Source organism: Sphingobium sp. TKS, assembly GCF_001563265.1.
In the GTDB taxonomy this organism is placed as follows: Bacteria; Pseudomonadota; Alphaproteobacteria; order Sphingomonadales; family Sphingomonadaceae; genus Sphingobium.
In genome coordinates this window covers 1,549,777-1,571,893 of sequence record NZ_CP005083.1, presented here as the reverse complement: position 1 = coordinate 1,571,893, position 22,117 = coordinate 1,549,777, and the positions used below count along the sequence as shown (strand labels likewise).

22 protein-coding genes and 1 pseudogene are annotated in these 22,117 nt (G+C 62.8%); 1 reads left to right on the top strand and 22 read right to left on the bottom strand.

Annotated features, from left to right (window positions below):
* The first annotated feature begins 148 nt into the window (after nucleotides 1-148).
* Nucleotides 149-835, top strand: coding sequence for a GNAT family N-acetyltransferase (locus tag K426_RS07950; protein WP_066555767.1), 687 nt, complete (start codon nucleotides 149-151; stop codon nucleotides 833-835).
* Between the two features lie 39 nt (nucleotides 836-874).
* Here the strand turns inward: K426_RS07950 and K426_RS07945 are convergent, their stop codons facing one another.
* From K426_RS07945 to K426_RS07840, 22 genes and pseudogenes are all read right to left on the bottom strand, one after another.
* Nucleotides 875-1,135 carry a DUF1467 family protein gene (locus K426_RS07945; RefSeq protein WP_066555765.1) on the bottom strand — a complete coding sequence of 87 codons (261 nt, stop codon included), beginning with the start codon at nucleotides 1,133-1,135 and terminating at the stop codon, nucleotides 875-877.
* Between the two features lie 12 nt (nucleotides 1,136-1,147).
* Complete coding sequence (locus tag K426_RS07940) at nucleotides 1,148-2,785, bottom strand: ribonuclease J (RefSeq protein WP_066555763.1); 1,638 nt, start codon at nucleotides 2,783-2,785, stop codon at nucleotides 1,148-1,150.
* The gene (locus K426_RS07935) at nucleotides 2,785-3,564 is read right to left on the bottom strand and encodes a type III pantothenate kinase (protein WP_066555761.1); all 780 of its coding nucleotides are present in this window, start codon (nucleotides 3,562-3,564) and stop codon (nucleotides 2,785-2,787) included. Before K426_RS07935 ends, K426_RS07940 begins: the two co-directional genes overlap by 1 nt.
* 16 nt (nucleotides 3,565-3,580) lie before the next feature.
* Nucleotides 3,581-4,288: a biotin--[acetyl-CoA-carboxylase] ligase gene (locus tag K426_RS07930; protein ID WP_082748473.1), complete on the bottom strand. Its 708-nt coding sequence runs from the start codon at nucleotides 4,286-4,288 to the stop codon at nucleotides 3,581-3,583.
* A complete protein-coding gene (gene nuoN / locus K426_RS07925; protein ID WP_066555758.1) occupies nucleotides 4,285-5,721 on the bottom strand; it encodes an NADH-quinone oxidoreductase subunit NuoN in 1,437 nt (478 codons plus the stop codon). Before nuoN ends, K426_RS07930 begins: the two co-directional genes overlap by 4 nt.
* On the bottom strand, nucleotides 5,721-7,292 hold the full coding sequence (locus tag K426_RS07920) for an NADH-quinone oxidoreductase subunit M (protein WP_066555756.1): 1,572 nt from the start codon (nucleotides 7,290-7,292) through the stop codon (nucleotides 5,721-5,723). The genes nuoN and K426_RS07920 overlap by 1 nt, the downstream gene beginning before the upstream one ends.
* Nucleotides 7,292-9,337: an NADH-quinone oxidoreductase subunit L gene (gene nuoL / locus K426_RS07915; RefSeq protein WP_066555754.1), complete on the bottom strand. Its 2,046-nt coding sequence runs from the start codon at nucleotides 9,335-9,337 to the stop codon at nucleotides 7,292-7,294. Before nuoL ends, K426_RS07920 begins: the two co-directional genes overlap by 1 nt.
* Nucleotides 9,338-9,343: 6 nt before the next feature.
* Nucleotides 9,344-9,649, bottom strand: a complete 306-nt coding sequence (gene nuoK, locus K426_RS07910) for an NADH-quinone oxidoreductase subunit NuoK (RefSeq protein WP_066555752.1) — start codon at nucleotides 9,647-9,649, stop codon at nucleotides 9,344-9,346.
* Nucleotides 9,646-10,257 carry an NADH-quinone oxidoreductase subunit J gene (locus K426_RS07905; protein ID WP_066555751.1) on the bottom strand — a complete coding sequence of 204 codons (612 nt, stop codon included), beginning with the start codon at nucleotides 10,255-10,257 and terminating at the stop codon, nucleotides 9,646-9,648. Before K426_RS07905 ends, nuoK begins: the two co-directional genes overlap by 4 nt.
* Before the next feature lie 30 nt (nucleotides 10,258-10,287).
* Nucleotides 10,288-10,773, bottom strand: a complete 486-nt coding sequence (gene nuoI / locus K426_RS07900) for an NADH-quinone oxidoreductase subunit NuoI (protein WP_004211738.1) — start codon at nucleotides 10,771-10,773, stop codon at nucleotides 10,288-10,290.
* A complete protein-coding gene (gene nuoH, locus K426_RS07895; RefSeq protein WP_066555750.1) occupies nucleotides 10,770-11,819 on the bottom strand; it encodes an NADH-quinone oxidoreductase subunit NuoH in 1,050 nt (349 codons plus the stop codon). Before nuoH ends, nuoI begins: the two co-directional genes overlap by 4 nt.
* Complete coding sequence (gene nuoG / locus K426_RS07890; RefSeq protein WP_066555749.1) at nucleotides 11,816-13,837, bottom strand: NADH-quinone oxidoreductase subunit NuoG; 2,022 nt, start codon at nucleotides 13,835-13,837, stop codon at nucleotides 11,816-11,818. Before nuoG ends, nuoH begins: the two co-directional genes overlap by 4 nt.
* A 2-nt stretch (nucleotides 13,838-13,839) precedes the next feature.
* Entirely contained in the window at nucleotides 13,840-15,156 is a 1,317-nt protein-coding gene (gene nuoF / locus K426_RS07885) for an NADH-quinone oxidoreductase subunit NuoF (protein WP_066561509.1), read from the bottom strand.
* A complete protein-coding gene (gene nuoE, locus K426_RS07880) occupies nucleotides 15,153-15,821 on the bottom strand; it encodes an NADH-quinone oxidoreductase subunit NuoE (RefSeq protein WP_066555747.1) in 669 nt (222 codons plus the stop codon). The genes nuoF and nuoE overlap by 4 nt, the downstream gene beginning before the upstream one ends.
* Nucleotides 15,821-17,056, bottom strand: a complete 1,236-nt coding sequence (locus tag K426_RS07875; protein WP_066555745.1) for an NADH-quinone oxidoreductase subunit D — start codon at nucleotides 17,054-17,056, stop codon at nucleotides 15,821-15,823. The genes nuoE and K426_RS07875 overlap by 1 nt, the downstream gene beginning before the upstream one ends.
* Before the next feature lie 23 nt (nucleotides 17,057-17,079).
* A pseudogene (locus tag K426_RS07870) lies at nucleotides 17,080-17,691 on the bottom strand (NADH-quinone oxidoreductase subunit C); the annotation flags it as partial.
* Between the two features lies 1 nt (nucleotide 17,692).
* Complete coding sequence (locus tag K426_RS07865; RefSeq protein ID WP_066555741.1) at nucleotides 17,693-18,247, bottom strand: NuoB/complex I 20 kDa subunit family protein; 555 nt, start codon at nucleotides 18,245-18,247, stop codon at nucleotides 17,693-17,695.
* Nucleotides 18,238-18,612, bottom strand: a complete 375-nt coding sequence (locus K426_RS07860) for an NADH-quinone oxidoreductase subunit A (protein WP_066555740.1) — start codon at nucleotides 18,610-18,612, stop codon at nucleotides 18,238-18,240. The genes K426_RS07865 and K426_RS07860 overlap by 10 nt, the downstream gene beginning before the upstream one ends.
* A gap of 130 nt (nucleotides 18,613-18,742) precedes the next feature.
* Nucleotides 18,743-19,555, bottom strand: coding sequence for an inositol monophosphatase family protein (locus tag K426_RS07855; protein WP_066555739.1), 813 nt, complete (start codon nucleotides 19,553-19,555; stop codon nucleotides 18,743-18,745).
* A 148-nt stretch (nucleotides 19,556-19,703) separates the two neighbouring features.
* Nucleotides 19,704-20,267: an elongation factor P gene (gene efp / locus K426_RS07850; protein WP_066555738.1), complete on the bottom strand. Its 564-nt coding sequence runs from the start codon at nucleotides 20,265-20,267 to the stop codon at nucleotides 19,704-19,706.
* A 100-nt stretch (nucleotides 20,268-20,367) separates the two neighbouring features.
* On the bottom strand, nucleotides 20,368-20,937 hold the full coding sequence (locus K426_RS07845; protein ID WP_066555736.1) for a M23 family metallopeptidase: 570 nt from the start codon (nucleotides 20,935-20,937) through the stop codon (nucleotides 20,368-20,370).
* Nucleotides 20,934-22,031 carry a L,D-transpeptidase family protein gene (locus K426_RS07840; protein WP_066555734.1) on the bottom strand — a complete coding sequence of 366 codons (1,098 nt, stop codon included), beginning with the start codon at nucleotides 22,029-22,031 and terminating at the stop codon, nucleotides 20,934-20,936. The genes K426_RS07845 and K426_RS07840 overlap by 4 nt, the downstream gene beginning before the upstream one ends.
* Between the last annotated feature and the right edge of the window lie 86 nt (nucleotides 22,032-22,117).

The window sequence follows — 22,117 nt, the reverse complement described above, 5'->3', positions numbered from 1 at the left end:
AAACATGATTTCCATTTGGTAAATCACGCCCCGCAAAGACGCCCGAAACAAGCGGATTGTTACGGAATCGACAGTTTCCACGGCCCGCCGCCGGATGGAGACGGGAAGGGCTTGCCATCCCTGCTCTTAACCGGAAAATAGGACCGTCATGACAGATCATCCTCTGCATCGCCCCGTCTGGAACGCCCTCAACAGCGGCTGGATGCCGCTGGCCCAAGGCGATGCGCATGCATTGCGGATCGATCCGCGCTACGGCCCCTTCGCCGCCGCCGCGGATGATGGGCCGACGGCGCAGGCCGCACTGGCGGCGCTGGTGCCGAAGGATGGCGAGGCATGGATCGTCGAACCGGAAGCCCCGACGCCACCACCCGGCGCCCGCCTGGTGCGGGAAGCGATGCTGGCGCAGATGGTGGCGGAAGAAATCCTTGGCGATCCCGTCCCCTTCGACCCCGTCATCTTGACCGAAGAGGATGCGGCGGAGATGCGCGCCCTGGCTCTGATGACGAAGCCGGGACCGTTCCTGCCCCTCACCCACCGGCTCGGCCGGTTCATCGGCATCAAGGAGCAGGGTAAGCTGATCGCCATGGCGGGCGAGCGGATGCGCATGCCCGGCTTTGCCGAAGTCAGCGGGGTTTGCACCCATCCCGACCATCGCGGACAGGGCCATGCGAAAAGGCTGATGCAGATCGTCGCCAGAGCCATGCTGGAACGGGGAGAAACGCCCTTCCTCCATGCTTATGCCGCGCATGAGGCAACGGTCGCGCTCTACGAGACGCTCGGCTTTCGGGTGCGGGCGCGGATGCACATGATGGTGATCGCCGCTGACGCGCGATAAATCGGTGAAATCGCCTCCGCGCGCCGCTCCACCAGACGCTCAGCCGATATGCGTCCACCGCTCCAGCGTGATCCAGCCTTCGACATAATTGGCATAATAGAGGCCAAACAAGGCCGCCGACAGGATGGTCGCCCGGATGGCGACCCGGCCCGGCCGGAAATTGCCGGGCGCGCTGTCCGCCTGCCCCTTCAGCAACACCTCGCCCGTTTCGTCAGGCGTACGAATGCCGAAGGGAAGCACGATGAATGCGCTGATCACCCAGAACAGCACATAAATGGCAAAAATCGCATACCAGTTCATGGAGGTCAGGCTTTAGGCGCGAATGAGCAGCACGTCTACCACGGGCTTCTTGCCTGTCCAGCGCGTCGCCGTGCGCCGCACCGCCAGTCGCACCCGCTCACGCAGCGCTTCCTCTTCCTGCGATCCCTTGGCCACGACGGCGGCAGCTTCCTCGGCGGCTTCCTGCAGAAAGGCCGTCTTGTCTTCCTCGACCGGCACGCCCTGGGTCCGCAAGGCAGGAGTGCCGATCACCCGCCCCTTGCCGTCGAGCGCCACCGCCACGCTGATCTGCCCATGCAGCGCGACCTTCCGCCGCTCATTCATCGTCGAGCCATCTGCCGGCAGAATGACATCGCCGTCCAGCACCAGCCGCCCAGTGGCTTCCTGGCCGATAATCTCCGGCCCGTTCGGTGCCAGCCGCAGCATATCGCCGTTGGACTGCACCACGGCGGAAGGCACCCCGCTCGCCAGCCCCAGCCGCGCCTGCTCGGCCATATGCCGCCGCTCGCCATGCACCGGCAGCAGGATCTGCGGCCGCACCCAGCGATACATGGCCTCCAGTTCAGGCCGCCCCGGATGGCCCGACACATGGACCTCCGCCTGACGATCCGTCACCATCAGCACGCCCTTGGTCGCCAGCGCATTCTGGATGCGCCCGATGGCGATCTCATTGCCCGGAATCTGCTTGGAGGAGAAGACGACCAAATCGCCTTCGTCCAGCTTGATCGGATGGCTGTCAAAGGCGATGCGGGACAATGCCGCGCGCGCCTCCCCCTGCCCGCCGGTGGCGATGATCATCACCTCATTATGGGGCAGCGCCATCACATCGTCCCAATCGACGGTGGGCGGAAAATCCTTGAGATAACCCGCAGTGCGTGCCGTCGAGATGATCCGGTCGAGCGACCGCCCCGCCACGCAGAGCTTGCGCCCCACGGCATTGGCGACCTCGCCCAAGGTCTGCAGACGCGCGGCGTTGGAGGCGAAGGTAGTGACCAGCACCCGGCCCTTCGCGCCCTTGATCGTCTCCATCAGCCCTATGCGCACATCGCCTTCGGAGCCGCTCGCCTCTGCATTGAAGACATTGGTGCTGTCGCACACCAGCGCCAATATGCCCTCATCCCCGATCGCGGTCAGTTCCTCGGGCGTTGAGGGCTGGCCCAACTGCGGCGCCTCATCCAGCTTCCAGTCGCCGGTATGGAATATCTTGCCATAAGGCGTGTCGATCAGCACCGCATTGCCTTCGGGGATCGAGTGAGCCAGCGGCACATAGCGGAAACCGAACGGCCCCAGCGCGAAGCTGCCCTCATTGTCGATGACGTTGAGCTCGACCTCTCGACTGAGTCCCTCTTCCTCCAGCTTCAGCCGGATCAGCCCAGCGGTAAAGGGCGTCGCATAGAGCGGCACGCCCAGATCGGCGGCGAGATAGGGAATCGCGCCGATATGATCCTCATGCCCATGCGTCAGCACGATGCCGAGCAGGTCGTCCTTGCGTTCCTCGATAAAGGCGAGGTCGGGCAACACCAGCTCGACGCCCGGATAGGCCGGATCGGCAAAGGTGAGGCCCAGATCGACCATTACCCATTTGCCCTGGCAACCGTAGAGATTCACATTCATGCCGATCTCCCCCGACCCGCCAAGGGCCAGGAAGATCAGCTCATTTCCAGGTGTCATTATGTTTTCAAACTCCGTTCATACAGCAATGCGAGGCCCTGGATCGTGAGATCGGGCGCGATCGCATCGAAAATATCGCTATTGTCATCAAAGAGGACCGCTAAGCCCCCCGTCGCAATCACCTTGGCCGGCCGGCCGATCTCCGCACGGATGCGGGCGACCAACCCCTCCATCATCGCAACATAGCCCCAGAAGACGCCGATATGCATCTGCGCTTCGGTGGTCCGACCGATAACCGACCGGTTCTCCGGCGGCGCGATCGCGATCTTGGGCAACTTGGCGGCGGCCGCCACCAGCGCATCCAGCGACAGGTTGATGCCCGGCGCGATGATGCCGCCCTTATAAGCGCCATGATAGTCGATTACGTCGAAGGTCGTCGCCGTGCCGAAATCGATGACGATAAGATCGGCCGCGTAGAGATGGTGGGCGGCGATGGCATTTACAACCCGGTCCGCGCCGACCGAGGCCGGTTCGGCCACGTCCAGTTCAATCTCCCACTCCACCGGCGCCTGCCCGGCGATGAGCGCGGTCGTCTTGAAATATTTCTCGGCCAGCACCTGAAGATTATGCAGCGCCCGCGGCACGACGGTCGCGATGATCACCGCATCGACGTCTCCGATGGCAAAGCCCTCCAGCATCAGAAGCTGGTTCAGCCATACCGCATATTCGTCGGCCGTGCGGCGGGGATCGGTCGCGATCCGCCACCGCGCGCGGATGTCCCGCCCGTCGAGCAGCGCAAAAACCACATTGGTGTTACCCGCGTCGATCGCGAGAAGCATAGCCCGTCCCCGGATATCAGATGAGAAGGATGTCGCCGGCATGAATGGCACGGCTCTGCCCATTCGCCAAGCGCAGGATCAGCATGCCCTGCCGGTCGAGCGTATCAAAGGCTCCCTCGATCGTCTCGCCATCGGGTTGCACCACCCGCATCGGCGTACCGGTGGGATGAGCGTTGAGCAGCCAATGCGTCCGCACCGGATCCAGCCCCTGCACCCGCCAGATCGCCAGCCAGTGCGCGAACAGTTCCGCCAGCCGCGCCTGCAAGGCGGCTGCGTCAACGTCCGACGCGCCCTGCGCGAAGAGGCTCGTCACCGGACGATCCAGCCCGACCGGATGCCCCGTCACATTGATGCCGATCCCCGCGACGATGGCATCGCCAGCCCGCTCCAGCAGGATGCCGGCGATCTTCGCGCCATCGACCAGCACATCATTGGGCCATTTGATCCGCGCCTGACCCGCGCAAAGCGGCGCCACCAGCGCATGAACGGCATTGGCCGCCACCAGCGCCAGCGTATGCGGCAGCGGATCGCCCGCCCGCAGGCGGATCACCGTCGAACAATAGAGATTGCCGTCGGGGCTTTCCCAATTGCGCCCCATGCGCCCCCGCCCGCCGGTCTGGCGTCCTGCGCGCAGCCAGCAGCCCTCTGAAACGCCTTGCTCCACCAACGCCAGCATGTCGGCATTGGTGGAGCCAGTCTCCTCAACGAAGCGAAGATCGGTCAGAACAACGCCGCCGCTGCCGCAGCGCTCGCCTTGTCGAGCATCGGGTTGAGCAGATAGCCGAAGACGATCACCACGGCGCAGGCCGTCAGGATGACATTTTCGACCGCCCCGCCGCGCGCTTCATAGGCGTCAGCGGGTTCGTCGAAATACATCGTCTTGATGACCTTCAGATAATAGAAGGCGCCGATCACGGAGGCCGCGATACCGAAGGCGGCCAGCGCCGTCAGCCCTGCCGCCACCGCCGCATCGAACACCAGGAACTTCGCCCAGAAGCCGAAGAGCGGCGGGATACCGGCCATGGAGAACATGAAGATCGCCAGCGCCGCCGCCAGACCCTTGCGCGAACGCGACAGACCGGCAAGGCTCGCAATCGTCTCGACCGGACGGCCATCCGCATCGCGCATTTGCAGGATGCAGGCGAAAGCGCCGATGGTCATCACGACATAGATCGCCATGTAGCTCATCGTCCCGGCCACGCCAGCGGGGGTGCCCGCCGCCAGGCCGATCAGCGCGAAGCCGACATTGTTGATCGACGAATAGGCCATCAGGCGCTTGATGTTGGTCTGGCCGATGGCCGCGACCGCGCCGAAGAGAATCGAGGCCAGCGCCACGAAGATCACGATCTGCTGCCAGTCCAGCCCCGCCGGACCCAGCGCCTCGATCGCCACGCGGACGGTCAGGCCCATGGCCGCGACCTTGGGCGCGCTGGCGAAGAAGGTCGTGACCGGCGTGGGCGCGCCTTCATAGACGTCGGGCGTCCACATATGGAACGGTACGGCGCTGATCTTGAACGCCAAACCCGCCAGCACGAACACCAGGCCGAACAGCTCGCCCTTCGACACGCCGTCGCCCAGCGCGACCGCGATGCCGTCAAAGCCGGTGCCGCCGGTGAAGCCGTAAAGCAGCGAAATGCCGTAAAGCAGGATGCCGCTCGCCAGCGACCCCAGCACGAAATATTTGAGGCCCGCTTCGGACGAACGCTCGTCCTGCCGCATGAAGCTCGCCAGCACATAGGAGGCAAGGCTGTTCATTTCGAGGCCAACATAAAGCGTCAGCATGTCGCCCGCCGACACCATCATCCCCATGCCGATGGCGGCGAAGAGGATCAGGATCGGATATTCGGGACGCAGGGCGCCGCCAGTGATGAAGTAGCGAGGCGCCAGCAGGATCGCCGCCGCCGCCGCGCCGTAGATCAGCGCCTTGGCAAAGACCGAGAAGGCGTCAGCCCGGACCAGCCCGTCAAAGGCCACCGGCCCATGGGCCAGCGAGGTCGAGAGCGTCAGCCCGGCAATCGCCAGCGTGGCGACCGACAGCCAATTGATCAGCCGGGTCGTGCCATCGCCGCCATAGGCCGCGATCAGCAGCAGGATCAGGCCACCGGCCGTCAGCACCAGCTCCGGCAGGACCGCCAGAAGGGAAGCGGAATCAATCATCAGTGCGCCTCCCCCGACGCTTTTTCATGGGATATTGCAGCGGCAGGTTCATGATGAGCCTCAGCACCCGGAAGCACCGGACCCATCTTGATCCTGGAATCACCCGCCGGAGCGGCGGAGGCGATGCGCGCTTCGAGCGCGCGGATGTCGGAACGCATGGGGCTGAGGAAGCTTTCCGGATAGATGCCCATCCACAGCACCGCCGCAGCGATCGGCGCCAGCAGCCAGACTTCCCGCATCGACAGGTCGGGCATGGCCGCCGCGTCGGCATTCTTCTGGTCGCCATAGCAGATGCGGCGATAGAGATAGAGCATATAGGCCGCGCCCAGGATGATGCCCGTGGTGCAGACCAGCGCCACCCAGCTCGACGCCTGGTAAATGCCCATCAGCGACAGGAATTCCCCGACGAAGTTGCTGGTGCCGGGCAGACCGACCGACGCCATGGTGAACAGCATGAACAGCACCGCATATTTCGGCATGTTGATGCTGAGGCCGCCATAACGGGCGATCTCACGGGTGTGCAGGCGGTCATAGATGACACCGACGCACAGGAAGAGCGCGCCCGACACCAGACCATGGCCCAGCATCACCATCATCGCGCCTTCGATGCCCGCCTGGTTGAAGGCGAACAGACCGACGGTGACGATCGCCATATGCGCGACCGACGAGTAGGCGATCAGCTTCTTCATGTCCGACTGAACGAGGGCGACGAGGCTGGTATAGACCACCGCGACCATCGACAGACCCCAGACCAGCGGCGCCAACTGCGCCGAGGCTTCCGGGAACATCGGCAGCGAGAAGCGGATGAAGCCATAGCCGCCCATTTTCAGCAGCACGCCCGCCAGAATGACCGAACCGGCGGTCGGCGCCTGAACGTGCGCGTCGGGCAGCCAGGTATGGACCGGCCACATCGGCATCTTCACCGCGAAGCTGGCGAAGAAGGCCAGCCACAGCCAGATCTGGATTTTCGGGTCGAAATTATAGGCCATCAGCGTCGGGATGTCGGTCGTGCCCGCGTCATGCACCATCCACATCATCGCGATCAGCATCAGCACCGAGCCGAGCAGCGTGTAGAGGAAGAATTTGTATGAAGCGTAGATACGATCCGCGCCACCCCAGATGCCGATGATCAGATACATCGGGATCAGGCCGGCTTCGAACATGATGTAGAAGAGGTAGAGATCCTGCGCCGTGAAGACGCCGATCATCAGCACCTCCATGAACAGGAACGCCGCCATATATTCGCCGACGCGCTTTTCGATCGCGTGCCAGCTCGCCCCGATGCAGATCGGCATCAGGAAGACGGTCAGCATGATCAGCACCAGCGCGATGCCGTCAATGCCCAGCGCCCAGGCGAAGCGCCCGAAGATCGGCGCATATTCCTGGAACTGCCACTGCGCGGCGGTGCCCGACTGGTCGAAATGCGCCCAAAGCACGACGCCCAGCACCAGATCGACCAGTGTCGCCACCAGCGCGATCAGGCGCGCCTGACTGGCGCCCGAGTAGAGACAGGCGATGGCCCCCGCCATCGGCACTGCCATCATCAGGGAAAGGATGGGGAAGCCGTCCATTATCGTGTCATCGCCCAGGTTGCGGCTGCGGCGAGGCCAATCAGCATCACCAGCGCGTAAGTGTAGAGGTAGCCGGACTGAAGCCGACGGGTGACTTTATTGCCCTGCACGACCAGCGCAGCCAGACCATTAGGCCCGAAGCGGTCGATGAAGCCCACGTCACCGAACTTCCAGAAGAAGCGGCCGATGGCGAAGGCAGTCTTGACGAACAGGAAGTGGTACAGCTCGTCGAAATACCATTTGTTGAGCAGGAACTGGTAGAGAGCGCCGAAGGTCGCGACGAAGCGACGCGGCCAGTCGGTGAACTTGAGATAGGCCAGCAGGGCGATCACGAGACCGGTCAGCATCACCGTGAACGGACCGAACTTGACCCAGGTCGGCACTTCATGGCTCGCGTGCATCAGGTGGCTGTCGAACGCGATCGCGCCCTTCCAGAACTCGATGCCGCCTTCCGGCCCTATGAACTGGTCATGGAACAGGAAGCCCGCGAACACCGCGCCAAGGCTCAGCACCACCAGCGGCACCAGCATGACCCAGGGACTTTCATGCGGATGATAGCCCGCCGTGCCCGTCAGCTCATGCCCATGCTCGTCATGATGGCCATGGCCGTCATGCTCGGTTTCTTCTTCCGGCGTCTCATGATGGCCGTGGACCGCATGCTGGATATGCTCCGAAGCGGCCCAGCGGGGCTTGCCGAAGAAGGTCAGGAACACCAGACGCCAACTGTAGAAGCTGGTGAGCAGCGCCGCGAAGACGCCGACCAGATAGGCGCCCACACCCGCACCGCCCGAAGCATAGGCCGCTTCGAGAATGCCGTCCTTCGAATAGAAGCCCGCAAAGCCGACGCCAACGAGCGGCAGGCCTACGCCGGTAATGGCCAGCGTGCCCAACGTCATCGTCCAGAAGGTGATCGGAATCTCCTTCCTGAGCGCGCCATAGTAACGCATGTCCTGCTCATGGTGCATCGCGTGGATGACCGAACCGGCGCCAAGGAACAACAGCGCCTTGAAGAAGGCGTGGGTGAAGAGGTGGAACATCGCCGCGCCATAGGCGCCGACGCCCGCCGCGAAGAACATATAGCCGAGCTGCGAACAGGTGGAATAGGCGATGACGCGCTTGATGTCGTTCTGCACGGTGCCCACGGTCGCCGCGAACAGACAGGTGGCCGCGCCGATGATGGTGACGAAATGCAATGCCGTCGGCGAAGTTTCGAACATCGGCGACAGGCGGCACACCATGAACACGCCCGCGGTCACCATGGTCGCCGCGTGGATCAGCGCCGACACCGGGGTCGGGCCTTCCATCGCGTCCGGCAGCCAGGTGTGGAGGCCCAGCTGCGCCGACTTACCCATCGCGCCGATGAACAGCAGCAGGCAGAGCACGGTCATGGTGTCGAAACGATGACCGAGGAAGCCGATGGTCGAACCGGCCATGGACGGCGCGGCGGCCAGGATTTCCGGGATCGAGATGGTGTTGAACACCAGATAGGTACCGAAAATGCCCATCATGAAGCCAAGGTCACCAACGCGGTTGACGACGAACGCCTTGATCGCGGCGGCATTGGCCGAGGGCTTACGGAACCAGAAGCCGATCAGCAGATAGGATGCCAAACCGACGCCTTCCCAGCCGAAGAACATCTGCAACAGATTGTTCGCCGTCACGAGCATCAGCATCGCGAAGGTGAAAAGCGACAGATAGGCGAAGAAGCGCGGCTGATCCGGCTCCTCCTCCATATAGCCCCAGCTATAGAGGTGGACGAGGCTCGACACGCTGGTGATGACCACCAGCATGACCGCGGTCATGGTGTCGACGCGCAGCGCCCACTGAGCATCGAAGCTGCCCGACTGAATCCAGGTGAAGGCGGGCGCGACATAGGGCTCAGCATGGCCAGTCACGAAGCTCAGGAAAATCGGCCAGCTCATTGCGCAGGAGGCAAAAAGCGCGCCGGTGGTGACGATCTTCGCGGGCAGCTTGCCAAGGGCCTTGTTGCCAAGACCGGCGATGGCAGCAGCCAGCAACGGGAGAAGGACGATAAGCTGGATCATCGAGCTTTAGCCCTTCATCCGGTTGACATCGTCGACGGCGATGGTGCCGCGACCACGGAAGTAAATAACGAGGATGGCAAGGCCAATGGCTGCCTCACCCGCCGCGACGGTCAGCACGAACATCGAGAAGACCTGACCCACCAGATCGCCAAGGAAAGCGCTAAAGGCGACAAGGTTGATGTTCACGCTGAGGAGGATCAGCTCGATCGCCATCATGATGATGATGACATTCTTACGATTGATGAAGATGCCCAGCACGCCCATCACGAAGAGGATCGCGCTGACCACCATATAATGCTGAAGGCCGATCACAGCTCCACCCCCTGCCCGACGGGCTGATTGACGTTCCGCACGGCATCCTGCGGACGGCGGCGGTTCTGTTTCGCGACATTCTGGCCACGCACGCCGCCACGGGCACGATGGGTCAGCACGATGGCGCCGATCATCGCGACCAGCAGGACGATGCCCGCCGCTTCGAACAGGAAGATGTAACGGGTGTAGAGCAGCCCGCCGATCGCCTGAATGTTACTAAGTTCCGGGTTCACCGGCGCGGCGCGCTGCGCCAGCTCGATGGGACCGGCGCTCCACAGGCCGATACCCAGCACGATCTCGGCCAGCAGCACCAGCGCGATCAGCAGCCCGAAGGGCAGATAATCGACGAAACCGGCGCGCAGCTCGGCGAAATCGATATCAAGCATCATGACGACGAACAGGAACAGCACGGCGACCGCGCCGACATAAACGATGACCAGAAGCATCGCGATGAATTCGGCGCCCAGCAGGACCATCAGGCCCGCCGCGTTGAAGAAGGCGAGGATCAGCCACAGCACCGAATGAACCGGATTGCGCGACAGGATCGTCAGCGCGCCGCTGCACACCACCAGCGTGGCGAACAGATAAAAGGCAAGCACGTGAATCACAGGACCATGTTCCCCTTGGGCGGCTGCGGCTTAACGGTAGGGTGCATCGGCGGCAAGGTTCGCGGCAATCGCCCGCTCCCACTTGTCCCCATTTTCAAGGAGCTTGGCCTTGTCGTAGATCAGCTCCTCGCGCGTTTCGGTGGCGAATTCGAAGTTCGGACCCTCGACAATCGCATCCACCGGGCAGGCTTCCTGACAGAAGCCGCAATAGATGCACTTGGTCATGTCGATGTCGTAGCGCGTCGTCCGGCGGCTGCCGTCGTCGCGCGGCTGCGCTTCGATGGTGATCGCCTGCGCCGGGCAGATCGCCTCGCACAGCTTGCACGCGATGCAGCGCTCTTCCCCATTGGGATAGCGGCGCAGCGCATGCTCTCCCCGGAACCGCGGCGAGATCGGGTTCTTCTCATAAGGGTAGTTGATGGTCGCCTTGGGCTTGAAAAAATATTTCAAGGTCAGCCAATGCGCCTTCACAAACTCCCAGAGGGTGAAGGATTTTACGTAGTATCCGAGGCTCATTGAGCGCCTCCGTAACGCGTGAACATGAGGAAGCCCGAAACCAGGAAGACGAACAGCAGCGAGGTCGGCAGGAAGATCTTCCAGCCCAGCCGCATCAGCTGATCATAACGGTAGCGGGGCACCGTCGCCTTCACCCAGGAGAAGACGAAGAAGAAGAACAGAATCTTGGCCAACAGCCAAAGGATGCCCGGCACATAATAAAGCGGCGCCCAGTCGAATGGCGGCAGATAGCCACCCCAGAACAGGATCGCGTTGAGCGCGCACATCAGGATCACGTTCGCATATTCGCCCAGCCAGAACAGCGCGAAGGCCATGGACGAATATTCAGTCTGGTAACCCGCGACGAGTTCGGATTCCGCTTCGGTGAGGTCGAAGGGCGCGCGCGCCGTTTCCGCCATGGCCGAAATCAGGAACATGATCGCCATCGGGAAGAGCAGCGGGTTGAAGCCGTTACCGTTCAGGAAGCCATAATAGCCCTTCTGGCTCTCGACGATCTGGGTCAGGTTGAAGCTGCCGGCCCAGAGGACGACGCAGATCAGGATGAAGCCGATCGAGACTTCATAGCTGATCATCTGCGCGCTGGCGCGGATCGCCGAATAGAAGGGATATTTGGAGTTGGAGGCCCAGCCCGACAGCACCACGCCGTACACGCCGAGCGAGCTGATCGCGAGAATGTAGAGCAGCCCCACATTGATGTTCGCCAGCACCACGCCCACCTGGAACGGGATCACCGCCCAGGCCATCAGCGCGACCGTGAAGGTGATGATCGGCGCGATCAGGAACAGTGCGCGGTTGGACGCCGACGGGATGATGGTTTCCTGGAGGAAAACCTTGGCGCCGTCCGCGAAGGACTGGAGCAGGCCGAAGGGACCCACGACGTTCGGGCCGCGGCGCAGCGCCATGGCCGCCCAGATCTTGCGGTCGGCATAGATGATCATCGCGACCGCCAACATCAGCGGCAGTGCGATCAGCAAAATGCCGATGATCGTCGAAAGCAGCCACGCCCCTTCATAGGGCAGGCCCAGATTATTGAAGAAAGCGGTCACTCTGCGGCCTCCGCGAAGGTCACACCATGGATCAGCTCGGCCGAGCATTGCTGCATCGTCGGGCTGGCGCGGCAGATGGCGTTGGTCAGGTAGAAATCCTTGATCGGCGAACCGAACTCGCCGGTGGCGCCAGTCGGCAGCGACGGCAAGTCTTTGAGGTCTTTTGGCCAGCCATAGTCAGCCAGACCCTCAACGCCGAGCGCCGGAACCGCCTTGGCCATTTCGGCGCGCAGCGCTTCGAAGCTGTCGAACGGCAGGGTCGCGCCCAGCACTTCCGACAGGGCACGCAGGATCGACCAGTCCTCGCGGGCATCGCCCGGCGCGAACACGGCCTTTTCGCCACGCTGCACCCGGCCCTCCAGATTGACATAGGTGCCAGCCTTTTCGGCATAGCTCGCGCCCGGCAGGATCACGTCCGCCGCATGGGCACCCTTGTCGCCATGGTGGCCGACATAGACTTTGAAGCTATCCTCGAACGCCGAATAATCGACCTCGTCCGCGCCGAGCGAGAAAAGCAGCTTCGGCTTGGCCGCCGCCACCGCCTTGATGCCGCCCTGCGTCGCATAGCCGAGCATCAGCCCGCCCATGCGCGCCGCCGCGAAGTGCAGGACATTATAGCCGTTCCAGCCGTCCTTGATCAGACCCAGCGTCTCGACCAGCGCCAGCGTATCGCCATGCGCGCCGTCCTTGGCCAGCACGCCGCCACCGACGATCATCGCCGGACGGGCCGACTTACCGAACGCTTCGACCACCGCTTGCGGCAGCTTGGCGAGCAGCGACGCGTCGTTACCCAGCCATTCGACCTTATAGGTGAGGTCAACCTGCGGGCCGAGGGCGAAGACCTTCGCGCCCTTCTTGATCGCCTTGCGGATGCGGGTGTTCACCAGCGGCGCTTCCCAGCGCAGATTGGTGCCAACCAGCAGGATCACGTCAGCGGTCTCCAGACCGGCCAGCGTCGTGTTGAAGTTCACCGCCGACAGGCTCGACACATCATAGGCAAGGCCGGTTTGACGACCTTCGAGCAGGTTACCGCCCAGCTTCTCGACCAGCGCCTTACCCGCGAACATCGTCTCGCAGTCGAGCAGATCACCGGCCAGAGCCGCGACCGAACCGCCATGTTTGACGGTGGCAATCGCCACGAAAGCCTCGTTCCAGGTCGCCGGAACCAGCTTGCCGTCCTTGCGGATAAAGGGCTTGTCGAGACGCTTGCGAACCAGACCGTCGACATTGTGCCGGGTCTTGTCGCTCGCCCATTCCTCGTTCACGTCGTCATTGATACGCGGCACGGCACGCAGCACCTGACGGCCACGGCTGTCGAGGCGGATGTTGGTGCCGACCGCGTCCATCACGTCGATCGCATGGGTCTTCTTCAGCTCCCACGGACGCGCTTCGAACGCATAGGGCTTGGACGTCAGCGCGCCCACCGGGCAGAGATCGACCACATTGCCCGACAGCTCGCTTTTCGCGGCATGTTCGAGATAGGTGGTGATCTGCATATTCTCGCCGCGATAGATGGCGCCGATTTCCGGCACGCCCGCGACTTCCTCGGCAAAGCGCACGCAACGGGTGCACTGGATGCAACGGGTCATGACCGTCTTGACGATCGGACCCATATATTTCTCGGTGACGGCGCGCTTATTCTCGTCGAAGCGGCTCGTGCCCTTGCCGTAAGCAACCGACTGGTCCTGAAGGTCGCATTCGCCGCCCTGATCGCAGATCGGGCAGTCGAGCGGGTGGTTGATGAGCAGGAACTCCATCACCCCTTCGCGCGCCTTCTTGACCATCTCGGTCTGCGTGAAGATTTCCTGATTTTCGGCGGCGGGCAATGCGCAAGACGCCTGCGGCTTGGGCGGTCCAGGCTTCACTTCGACCAGACACATGCGGCAATTGCCCGCGATGCTCAGCCGCTCATGATAGCAGAAACGGGGTATTTCCTTCCCCGCCAGCTCGCAGGCCTGGAGGACAGTGGCGCCCGCCGGAACTTCGAGTTCTACGCCGTCTACTTTGACCTTCGGCATGGTTACTCCGCTGCCTCCATGACGGGGGCGCTACCCTTGTTTTCATTGATCCGGCGCTCGATTTCCGGACGAAAGTGCCGGATCAAGCCCTGGATCGGCCAGGCCGCCGCGTCGCCGAGCGCGCAGATGGTGTGACCTTCGACCTGCTTGGTCACCTGCTGGAGCATGTCGATCTCGCTGATATCGGCATCGCCCGAACGCAGCCGTTCCATCACGCGCCACATCCAGCCGGTGCCTTCGCGGCAGGGCGTGCACTGGCCGCAGCTCTCATGCTTGTAGAAATAGGACAGGCGCGAAATGGCGCGGACGATGTCGGTCGACTTGTCCATGACGATAACAGCGGCGGTACCAAGGCCGGACCCCACGGCTTTCAGCCCGTCGAAATCCATCGGCGCGTCCATGATCTCACGCGCTGGCACCAGCGGCACCGAAGACCCACCGGGGATCACCGCCAGCAGATTGTCCCAGCCGCCGCGAATGCCGCCGCAATGCCGGTCGATCAGTTCCTTGAAGCTGATGCCCATCGACTCTTCGACGACGCAGGGCTTGTTCACGTGGCCGCTGATCTGGAAGAGCTTGGTGCCCTTGTTATTCTCGCGGCCGAAGCTGGAGAACCATTCGGACCCACGGCGCAGGATCGTCGGCGCGACCGCGATGGATTCCACATTGTTCACCGTGGTCGGGCAGCCATAAAGACCCGCACCCGCCGGGAAAGGCGGCTTCAAACGCGGCTGGCCCTTCTTGCCTTCCAGGCTCTCGATCTGCGCGGTTTCCTCGCCGCAGATGTAAGCGCCCGCGCCGCGATGGACGAAGACGTCGAAATCATAGCCCGAACCGCACGCATTCTTACCAAGGAAGCCCTTTTCATAGGCCTGTTCGACGGCGGCGAAGAGGACCTTCGCCTCATAGATGAACTCGCCGCGGATGTAGATATAGGCGGCCCGCGCCCGCATCGCGAAACCGGCGACCAGCGCGCCTTCGATCAGCTTGTGCGGATCGTGGCGGATGATTTCGCGGTCCTTGCACGAACCCGGCTCGGATTCGTCGGCGTTGATGACCAGGAAACTCGGACGGCCATCCTTGCTTTCCTTGGGCATGAAGCTCCACTTCATGCCGGTCGGGAAGCCCGCGCCGCCACGACCGCGCAAGCCAGACGCCTTGATGCGCTCGATGATTTCGTCCTGGCCGATTTCCAGCAGCTTCTTGGTATTGTCCCAATCGCCGCGCTTGATCGCCGCGTCGATGCCCCAATCCTGGAAGCCATAGACGTTGGTGAAGATGCGATCCTTGTCGCTGAGAGGCGCAATCACGTCGCTCATGCCCATTCCTCGCGATAATCATGGTTGCCGTTGACCATCTCCTTGAGCGTGGTCGGCCCGCCTTCGGGGCAGCTCGTCTGGCGATCGATCTGCGGCCCGATCTTGGGCTGCTTGCCAGCGGCGAGATCGTCGAGGATCGCGCTCATGCTGTCATAGGTCAGGTCTTCGAAATTATCGTCGTTGATCTGGACCATCGGCGCGTTGGCGCAGGCGCCCAGACACTCGACCTCGCTCAGCGTGAACAGGCCGTCGGGGGTCGTGCCGCCCTTGACCAGACCCTTGTTCTTGCAGGCCGAAAACACATCGTCCGAGCCGCGCAGCATGCACGGCGTCGTGCCGCAGACCTGCACATGATAGCGGCCGACCGGCGCGAGGTTGTACATGGTGTAGAAGGTCGCGACCTCGTAAACGCGCATGTACGGCATTTCGAGCTGGTCAGCGATATATTCCATCACCGGCACCGGCAGCCAGCCGTTCGTCTGCGTTTCCGCGCCCACCTGACGCTGGGCCAGATCGAGCAGCGGCATCACCGCCGACTGCTGACGGCCGGCAGGATAGCGGGCAATGACCTTCTTCGCCTGTTCGGCGTTCTCGGCCGTCCACGCGAACGCGCCCCAGCGCGCGCGGGTCTCGGCCTCGTCCGGGATATGAACTGCGTCAGCCATTAGCGGTCACATTCTCCAAACACGATGTCCATGGCGCCCAGGACAGCGGTGGTATCGGCCAGCATGTGGCCCTTCATCATGAAATCCATCGCCTGAAGGTGCGAGAAGGCGGTCGGGCGGATCTTGCAGCGATAGGGCTTGTTGGAGCCGTCCGCGACCAGATAGACGCCGAACTCGCCCTTGGGGCTTTCGGTCGCCACATAGACTTCGCCAGCGGGCACGTGGAAGCCTTCGGTATAGAGCTTGAAATGGTGGATCAGCGCTTCCATCGAGCGCTTCATCTCGCCACGCTTGGGCGGCGAAACCTTGCGGTCGAAGCTGGCGATCGGCCCTTCCGGCATTTCATTGAGGCACTGCTTCATGATCCGCGCGGACTGGCGGACTTCCTCGACGCGCACCATGAAGCGGTCATAGCAGTCATAGTTGGTGCCGACCGGAATATCGAATTCCATGCGGTCATAGACGTCGTAAGGCTGCGCCTTACGAATATCCCAAGGGATACCGGAGCCACGGATCATCGGCCCGGAGAAGCCCCATTTCAGCGCGTCTTCCTTGCTCACCACGGCGATGTCGACATTGCGCTGCTTGAAGATGCGGTTGTCGACCACCAGGCTCATCGCGTCCTCGAACAGGCGCGGCAGACGGGTGTCGAGCCAGTCGGCAATGTCGGTCAAGAGCTTGAGCGGCACATCCTGATGCACGCCGCCCGGCCGGAAATAGGCCGAGTGCATGCGGGCGCCCGAGGCACGCTCGAAGAAGTTGAGGCAATCCTCGCGGATTTCGAACAGCCACAGGTTCGGCGTCATCGCGCCGACGTCCATGACGTGCGAGCCGAGGTTCAGCATGTGGTTGCAGATGCGGGTCAGTTCCGCGAAGAACACGCGCAGATATTGCGCGCGCAGCGGCACTTCCAGATTCAGCAGCTTCTCGATGGCCAGAACGTAGGAGTGCTCCATGCCGAGCGGCGAGCAATAGTCCAGCCGGTCGAAATAGGGCAGCGCCTGCATATAGGTCTTATATTCGATCAGCTTCTCGGTGCCGCGATGCAGCAGGCCGACATGCGGGTCGCAGCGTTCGACGATTTCGCCGTCCAGCTCCATGACCAGACGCAACACGCCGTGCGCCGCCGGATGCTGGGGGCCGAAGTTGATCGTATAGTTCTGGATTTCGGTGTCGCCGTAGGTCGGGTCGGCGGCGTCGACCTTATGATCCAGCTTTTCGAGATAATCGGACATCAGGCTTTGCTCCCCTGGTCCTTGGCCTCAGCCTTTTCGTCGCCCGGCAGCACATATTGCGCGCCTTCCCACGGGCTCATGAAGTCGAAGCTGCGGAAGTCCTGCGCCAGCTTCACCGGCTCATAGACGACGCGCTTATCCTCTTCGGAATAGCGCAGCTCGACATAGCCGGTCAGCGGAAAGTCCTTGCGCTGCGGATGGCCCTTGAAGCCATAGTCGGTCAGGATGCGGCGCAGGTCGGCATTGCCTTCGAAAATGACGCCATACATGTCGAACACCTCACGCTCCAGCCAGCCGGCGACCGGCCAGAGATGCGTGACGGTGGGAACGGGCGTATCCTCGTCGGTCGACACCTTCACACGGACGCGATGGTTCCGCGTGACGCTGAGCAGATGGTAGCAAACCTCGAACCGGTCGGGACGATCGGGATAATCGACCCCGGCGATTTCCATGAGCTGCTGATAGCCCGCCTTGTCGCGCAACAGCATCATCGCCTCGGCCAGCTTTTCGCGCACGACGGTGAAGCTCAGCTCATCGGCATGGTCGACGGTCTCGACCAGCATCGATCCCAGCAGCCCGGCGATTTCCTGCGCGATCCCTTCTGGGTTCGCGATCTTAGGAGCAGAATGACCCATATTAACGCTCAACTGTCCCGATCCGGCGGATCTTCCGCTGCAACTGCATGATGCCGTAGAGCAAGGCCTCTGCGGTCGGCGGACAACCCGGCACATAAATATCGACCGGCACGATGCGGTCGCAGCCACGAACTACCGAATAGCTGTAATGATAATAGCCGCCACCATTGGCGCAGCTGCCCATCGAAATCACATATTTCGGATTGGACATCTGGTCGTAAACCTTGCGCAACGCCGGAGCCATCTTGTTGCAGAGGGTCCCCGCAACGATCATCACATCCGACTGGCGCGGAGAGGCGCGTGGCGCGGCGCCGAAGCGCTCCATGTCATAGCGCGGCATGTTGACGTGGATCATTTCCACCGCGCAGCAGGCCAAGCCGAAGGTCATCCACCATAGCGAGCCGGTGCGCGCCCACTGGAACAGTTCCTCGGTCGAAGTGACAAGGAAACCCTTGTCGCTGACTTCGCTGCTCAGCGCGTTGAAGAAATCCTGGTCGGGCTGCGTGCCGGCCGGCAACAGCGTGCCAGGAACCGGACGGTCAAGTTCTACTCCCAATCGAGTGCTCCCTTCTTCCACGCATAGACGAGGCCGAGCACCAGCTCCGCTATGAAGATCATCATCGTCGCCCAGCCGGCCCAGCCGATCTGGTCGAGGCTGACCGCCCAGGGAAAGAGGAACGCCGCTTCCAGATCGAAGATGATGAACAGGATGGCGACGAGGTAGAAACGCACGTCGAACTGGCTGCGCGGTTCTTCAAAGGCGGGGAAACCGCATTCATATTCGCTGAGCTTGGCCGGGTCGGGCTGATGAGAGCCGGTCAGGCGCCCCACGAGCATCGGCAGGAACACAAATGCGCTCGAAAGCAGCAAGGCGATCCCGAGAAAGATCAGGATCGGCAGATATTGGGCTAGATCGACCAACGGAGTCCCCTGGGCGAAAATGATTTACGGGCGCGCTTTAGGCCCGCTGCATATGCGAAGCAAGGCCCGCAGGCATGAGAATGATTCGCAACAATTGCAGCGGGCCGATCGCGTCACCAAAACCGTGACTTCAACGCAGCGCGCCAGCCACCAGCTTATGCAATTTGCTGTGGATGGCGTCGTTGCCCGCAATGACTTCCTTGCGCTCGATTGCCTGGTCGCCGCCGCGGAAGTCCGAGACGAAGCCGCCAGCTTCCCGCACCATCAGCAGGCCCGCGGCGACATCCCAGGGCTGCAATCCGCTTTCCCAAAAGCCGTCATAGCGCCCGGAAGCGACATGGGCGAGGTCGAGCGACGCCGCGCCGAAGCGACGAATGCCCGCGACGGAAGGCGCCACCGCGCCGAAGATGCGCGTCCACTGGGCAAAATCGCCATGGCCCATGAATGGGATGCCGGTCGCGATCAGGCACTCCCCCATGTCCCGCCGTGCCGACACGCGCAGACGCTGGTCATGCCGCCAGGCGCCCCGGCTCTTTTCCGCCCAATAGCTTTCGTCGGTGACAGGCTGGTAGATCAGGCCGGTGGTGACCTCCCGCTTGCCGCCATAAAGCGGCTCCTCGACGGCAATCGAGATCGCGAAATGCGGAATGCCGTGCAGGAAGTTGCTGGTGCCGTCGAGCGGATCGATGATCCAGCGCGGCTTGCCCGGATCGCCGGCGATTTCCCCGCCCTCTTCCAGCAGGAAACCCCAATCGGGGCGCGCCTTCTGCAATTCCTCGACCAGGGTCTTTTCCGCCTGCTGGTCAGCCTTGGACACGAAGTCCGCCGGTCCCTTGCGGGACACCTGCAGATGCTCGACCTCCCCGAAGTCGCGGCGCAGCTTGGAGCCGGCCTTGCGCGCTGCGCGTTCCATGACGGTCAGAAGGCCTGAATGGGAAACCATTTTTCTTTCTCCCCCCCTCCCACAGGCGGGAGGGGGCCGGGGGTGGGCGGCCGCCCAAGCGGCCCTCAAAAAAGGAGGGGGCAGAAGGCTCGCTGCGCTCGCCACCCACCCCCTTCCCCTCCCTTGAAAGGGAGGGGTGAATTGTCTTTTAGTCCGCGCGCTTTACATATTCGCGTTCGTACACATCGACAACGATGCGCGTGCCGGTGACGATGTGCGGCGGCACCATGACGCGCACGCCATTGTCGAGGATGGCGGGCTTGTAGCTGGCCGAAGCGGTCTGGCCCTTCACCACGGCGTCCGCCTCCACGACCGTCGCTTCGATCGTTTCGGGCAACTGCACGGAGATCGGGCGCTCCTCATACATTTCGAGGATGACCATCATGCCGTCCTGCAGGAAGGCGGCAGCGTCACCGATCAGGTCCAGCGGCAAATTGATCTGCTCATAGGTTTCGGTATCCATGAAGACGAGCATGTCGCCCTCGGCATAGAGATACTGGAAATCCTTGGTGTCGAGGCGGATACGCTCGACCGTCTCGGCGGAGCGGAATCGGACGTTGTTCTTGCGTCCGTCGATCAGATTCTTGAGTTCCACCTGCATATAGGCGCCGCCCTTGCCGGGCTGCGTGTGCTGGATCTTCACGGCGCGCCACAGGCTGCCGTCATATTCGATGTTGTTGCCGGGACGAATCTCGACGCCGCTGATCTTCATGGGAAGAGCCTGCCTATATGTCTGAAGGTGAAAAGAGCCGGCCTCTGGAGGCTGGCCGCGCCCTTACATCGGGAAGGGCCGAAGGGCAAGAGGGAGCATCCTATCGCGGCTTCGCCAGCAAGGGATAGGGGTTGATCGCCCGCCCGCCATGCCATGGCTCGCCCGCCGCCATCTCATGCACGGCAAAGTGGAGGTGCGGCGCCGATGGATCGGCATTGCCGCTGCTGCCGACAGTACCGATCCGCTGCCCGCGCCGGAGCGCCTGTCCTTCCCGCAGACCCGGCGCATAGCCGTCCAGATGTGCATAATAATAGATATGCCGCCCGTCGGACGACCGCTCGTAAACGGTTCGTCCGCCCTCCTCGCTCCAGAACAGCTTTTCGATCCGTCCATCCGCCGCCGCCAATACCGCCCTGCCCCGCGCCGCCATGATGTCGATCGCGTCATGCGGCCGCGCGCCGTTGGCGCGGGCTTGGGTGAAGGTGTCGGTGAGCGCGGTCGGCGGAACGCCCTCCACCGGGATCAGCAATGCACCAGCTTCCGCCGCGGCAGGACGCGATGGCGTCCTCTCGCTCGGCCCATCCGCCGGCACGATCCGCACGCACAGCCGCAGAAAGGCCACGCTGAGCAGGACGGCAAACCCGATCCCCGCCCAGCCGCGCGCCCTCATGGCTGGAACACCGCCTTGACGCCGGACTGCACCATCTGCGCCAGCCGCGCCGCATCCCAATTGGTCAGGCGAATGCAGCCATGGCTTTCCGTCCGCCCGATCGTCTGCGGCTCGGGCGTGCCGTGAATGCCGTAATGCGGTTTGGAGAGGTCGATCCACACCACGCCGACAGGGCCATTGGGGCCCGGCTTCAACACCGCCTTCTGGTCGGTGGAAGAGGCATCCCAGAACAGGTCCGGATTATAGTGAAAGTCAGGATTGCGGCTCAACCCCTTGATTTCCCATGTTCCGATCGGCAGCGGATCATGCTGCGATCCCGTGGTGGCGGGGAACTGCGCGATCAGCCGGTTCTGCGCATCATAGGCGCGCAGCAGCCCGTCCGATTTGTCCACCACGATATGGTCGGCCTGCGGCTGCTCCTTGGCGACACCCAGACTCGCAAGCGTCTCGCCCCAGTCCCGCTCATCCCCTTCGATCCGCGCCACCGGCTGGTTCGCGATCGCCGGCACGCGGACAGTGGTGCCCGCGCCGACCCTGGCATCGGGCCGGTTGAGCGTCATCAGCACCTCCGGCCTGGTGTGGAACCGCTCGGCCAGCTTCTCCAGCAGATTGCGATAGCCCAGCGCCGGCAGCTTCGCCTGATCGTTCAGATCCTTGGGAACCGCGAAAAACGGTCCCTTGGCGAACCCTGTAGGAATCTTCACCAGCCATGTCGCGGGCTGAGGCCGCTCGCCCAGCAGCGTTTTGGCCGTCGCCTCATCATATTGCCCGGTCTGCGGCAGCCCCCTGGCCTCCTGAAATCCCTTGAGCGCGCTGGTGAAGGACATGCCCTCCTTTCCATCCAGCACGCCCGGCGAAAAGCCCGCCCGGTCGAGCGCCACCTGCGCCTGGAGCACGGCCTCAACCCGCGCCGGCGCCCCTGCCGGTTCCGGCACGAGGACGAAGGCGTAGGGATCGGTGGCGGGTGCGGCGGGGCGCGCCGCCTGCTTCGGTTGATGGGAGGCAGCATTTGACGGGGCGCTTTCATCCGCTTCCGTAATGGTCATGTTACAGGCTGAGCATAGCAGCGCGAGGATCAGGGCATGGTTTTTCAAAGCGATACTCTCCCGATTGTGGAAGAGGAAACGCGCAAAGTGCGAGAAAGCTGCCTGCCTCGCTTTCCCGCCGTGCTCCTGCGAAG

Coding starts and splice junctions, on each gene's coding strand:
- K426_RS07950 (WP_066555767.1), top strand. CDS start 149: ATGACAGATCATCCTCTGCATCGCCCCGTCTGGAACGCCCTCAACAGC.
- K426_RS07945 (WP_066555765.1), bottom strand. CDS start 1,135: ATGAACTGGTATGCGATTTTTGCCATTTATGTGCTGTTCTGGGTGATC.
- K426_RS07940 (WP_066555763.1), bottom strand. CDS start 2,785: ATGACACCTGGAAATGAGCTGATCTTCCTGGCCCTTGGCGGGTCGGGG.
- K426_RS07935 (WP_066555761.1), bottom strand. CDS start 3,564: ATGCTTCTCGCGATCGACGCGGGTAACACCAATGTGGTTTTTGCGCTG.
- nuoN (WP_066555758.1), bottom strand. CDS start 5,721: ATGATTGATTCCGCTTCCCTTCTGGCGGTCCTGCCGGAGCTGGTGCTG.
- K426_RS07920 (WP_066555756.1), bottom strand. CDS start 7,292: ATGGACGGCTTCCCCATCCTTTCCCTGATGATGGCAGTGCCGATGGCG.
- nuoL (WP_066555754.1), bottom strand. CDS start 9,337: ATGATCCAGCTTATCGTCCTTCTCCCGTTGCTGGCTGCTGCCATCGCC.
- nuoI (WP_004211738.1), bottom strand. CDS start 10,773: ATGAGCCTCGGATACTACGTAAAATCCTTCACCCTCTGGGAGTTTGTG.
- nuoG (WP_066555749.1), bottom strand. CDS start 13,837: ATGCCGAAGGTCAAAGTAGACGGCGTAGAACTCGAAGTTCCGGCGGGC.
- nuoF (WP_066561509.1), bottom strand. CDS start 15,156: ATGAGCGACGTGATTGCGCCTCTCAGCGACAAGGATCGCATCTTCACC.
- nuoE (WP_066555747.1), bottom strand. CDS start 15,821: ATGGCTGACGCAGTTCATATCCCGGACGAGGCCGAGACCCGCGCGCGC.
- K426_RS07875 (WP_066555745.1), bottom strand. CDS start 17,056: ATGTCCGATTATCTCGAAAAGCTGGATCATAAGGTCGACGCCGCCGAC.
- K426_RS07855 (WP_066555739.1), bottom strand. CDS start 19,555: ATGGTTTCCCATTCAGGCCTTCTGACCGTCATGGAACGCGCAGCGCGC.
- efp (WP_066555738.1), bottom strand. CDS start 20,267: ATGAAGATCAGCGGCGTCGAGATTCGTCCCGGCAACAACATCGAATAT.
- K426_RS07845 (WP_066555736.1), bottom strand. CDS start 20,937: ATGAGGGCGCGCGGCTGGGCGGGGATCGGGTTTGCCGTCCTGCTCAGC.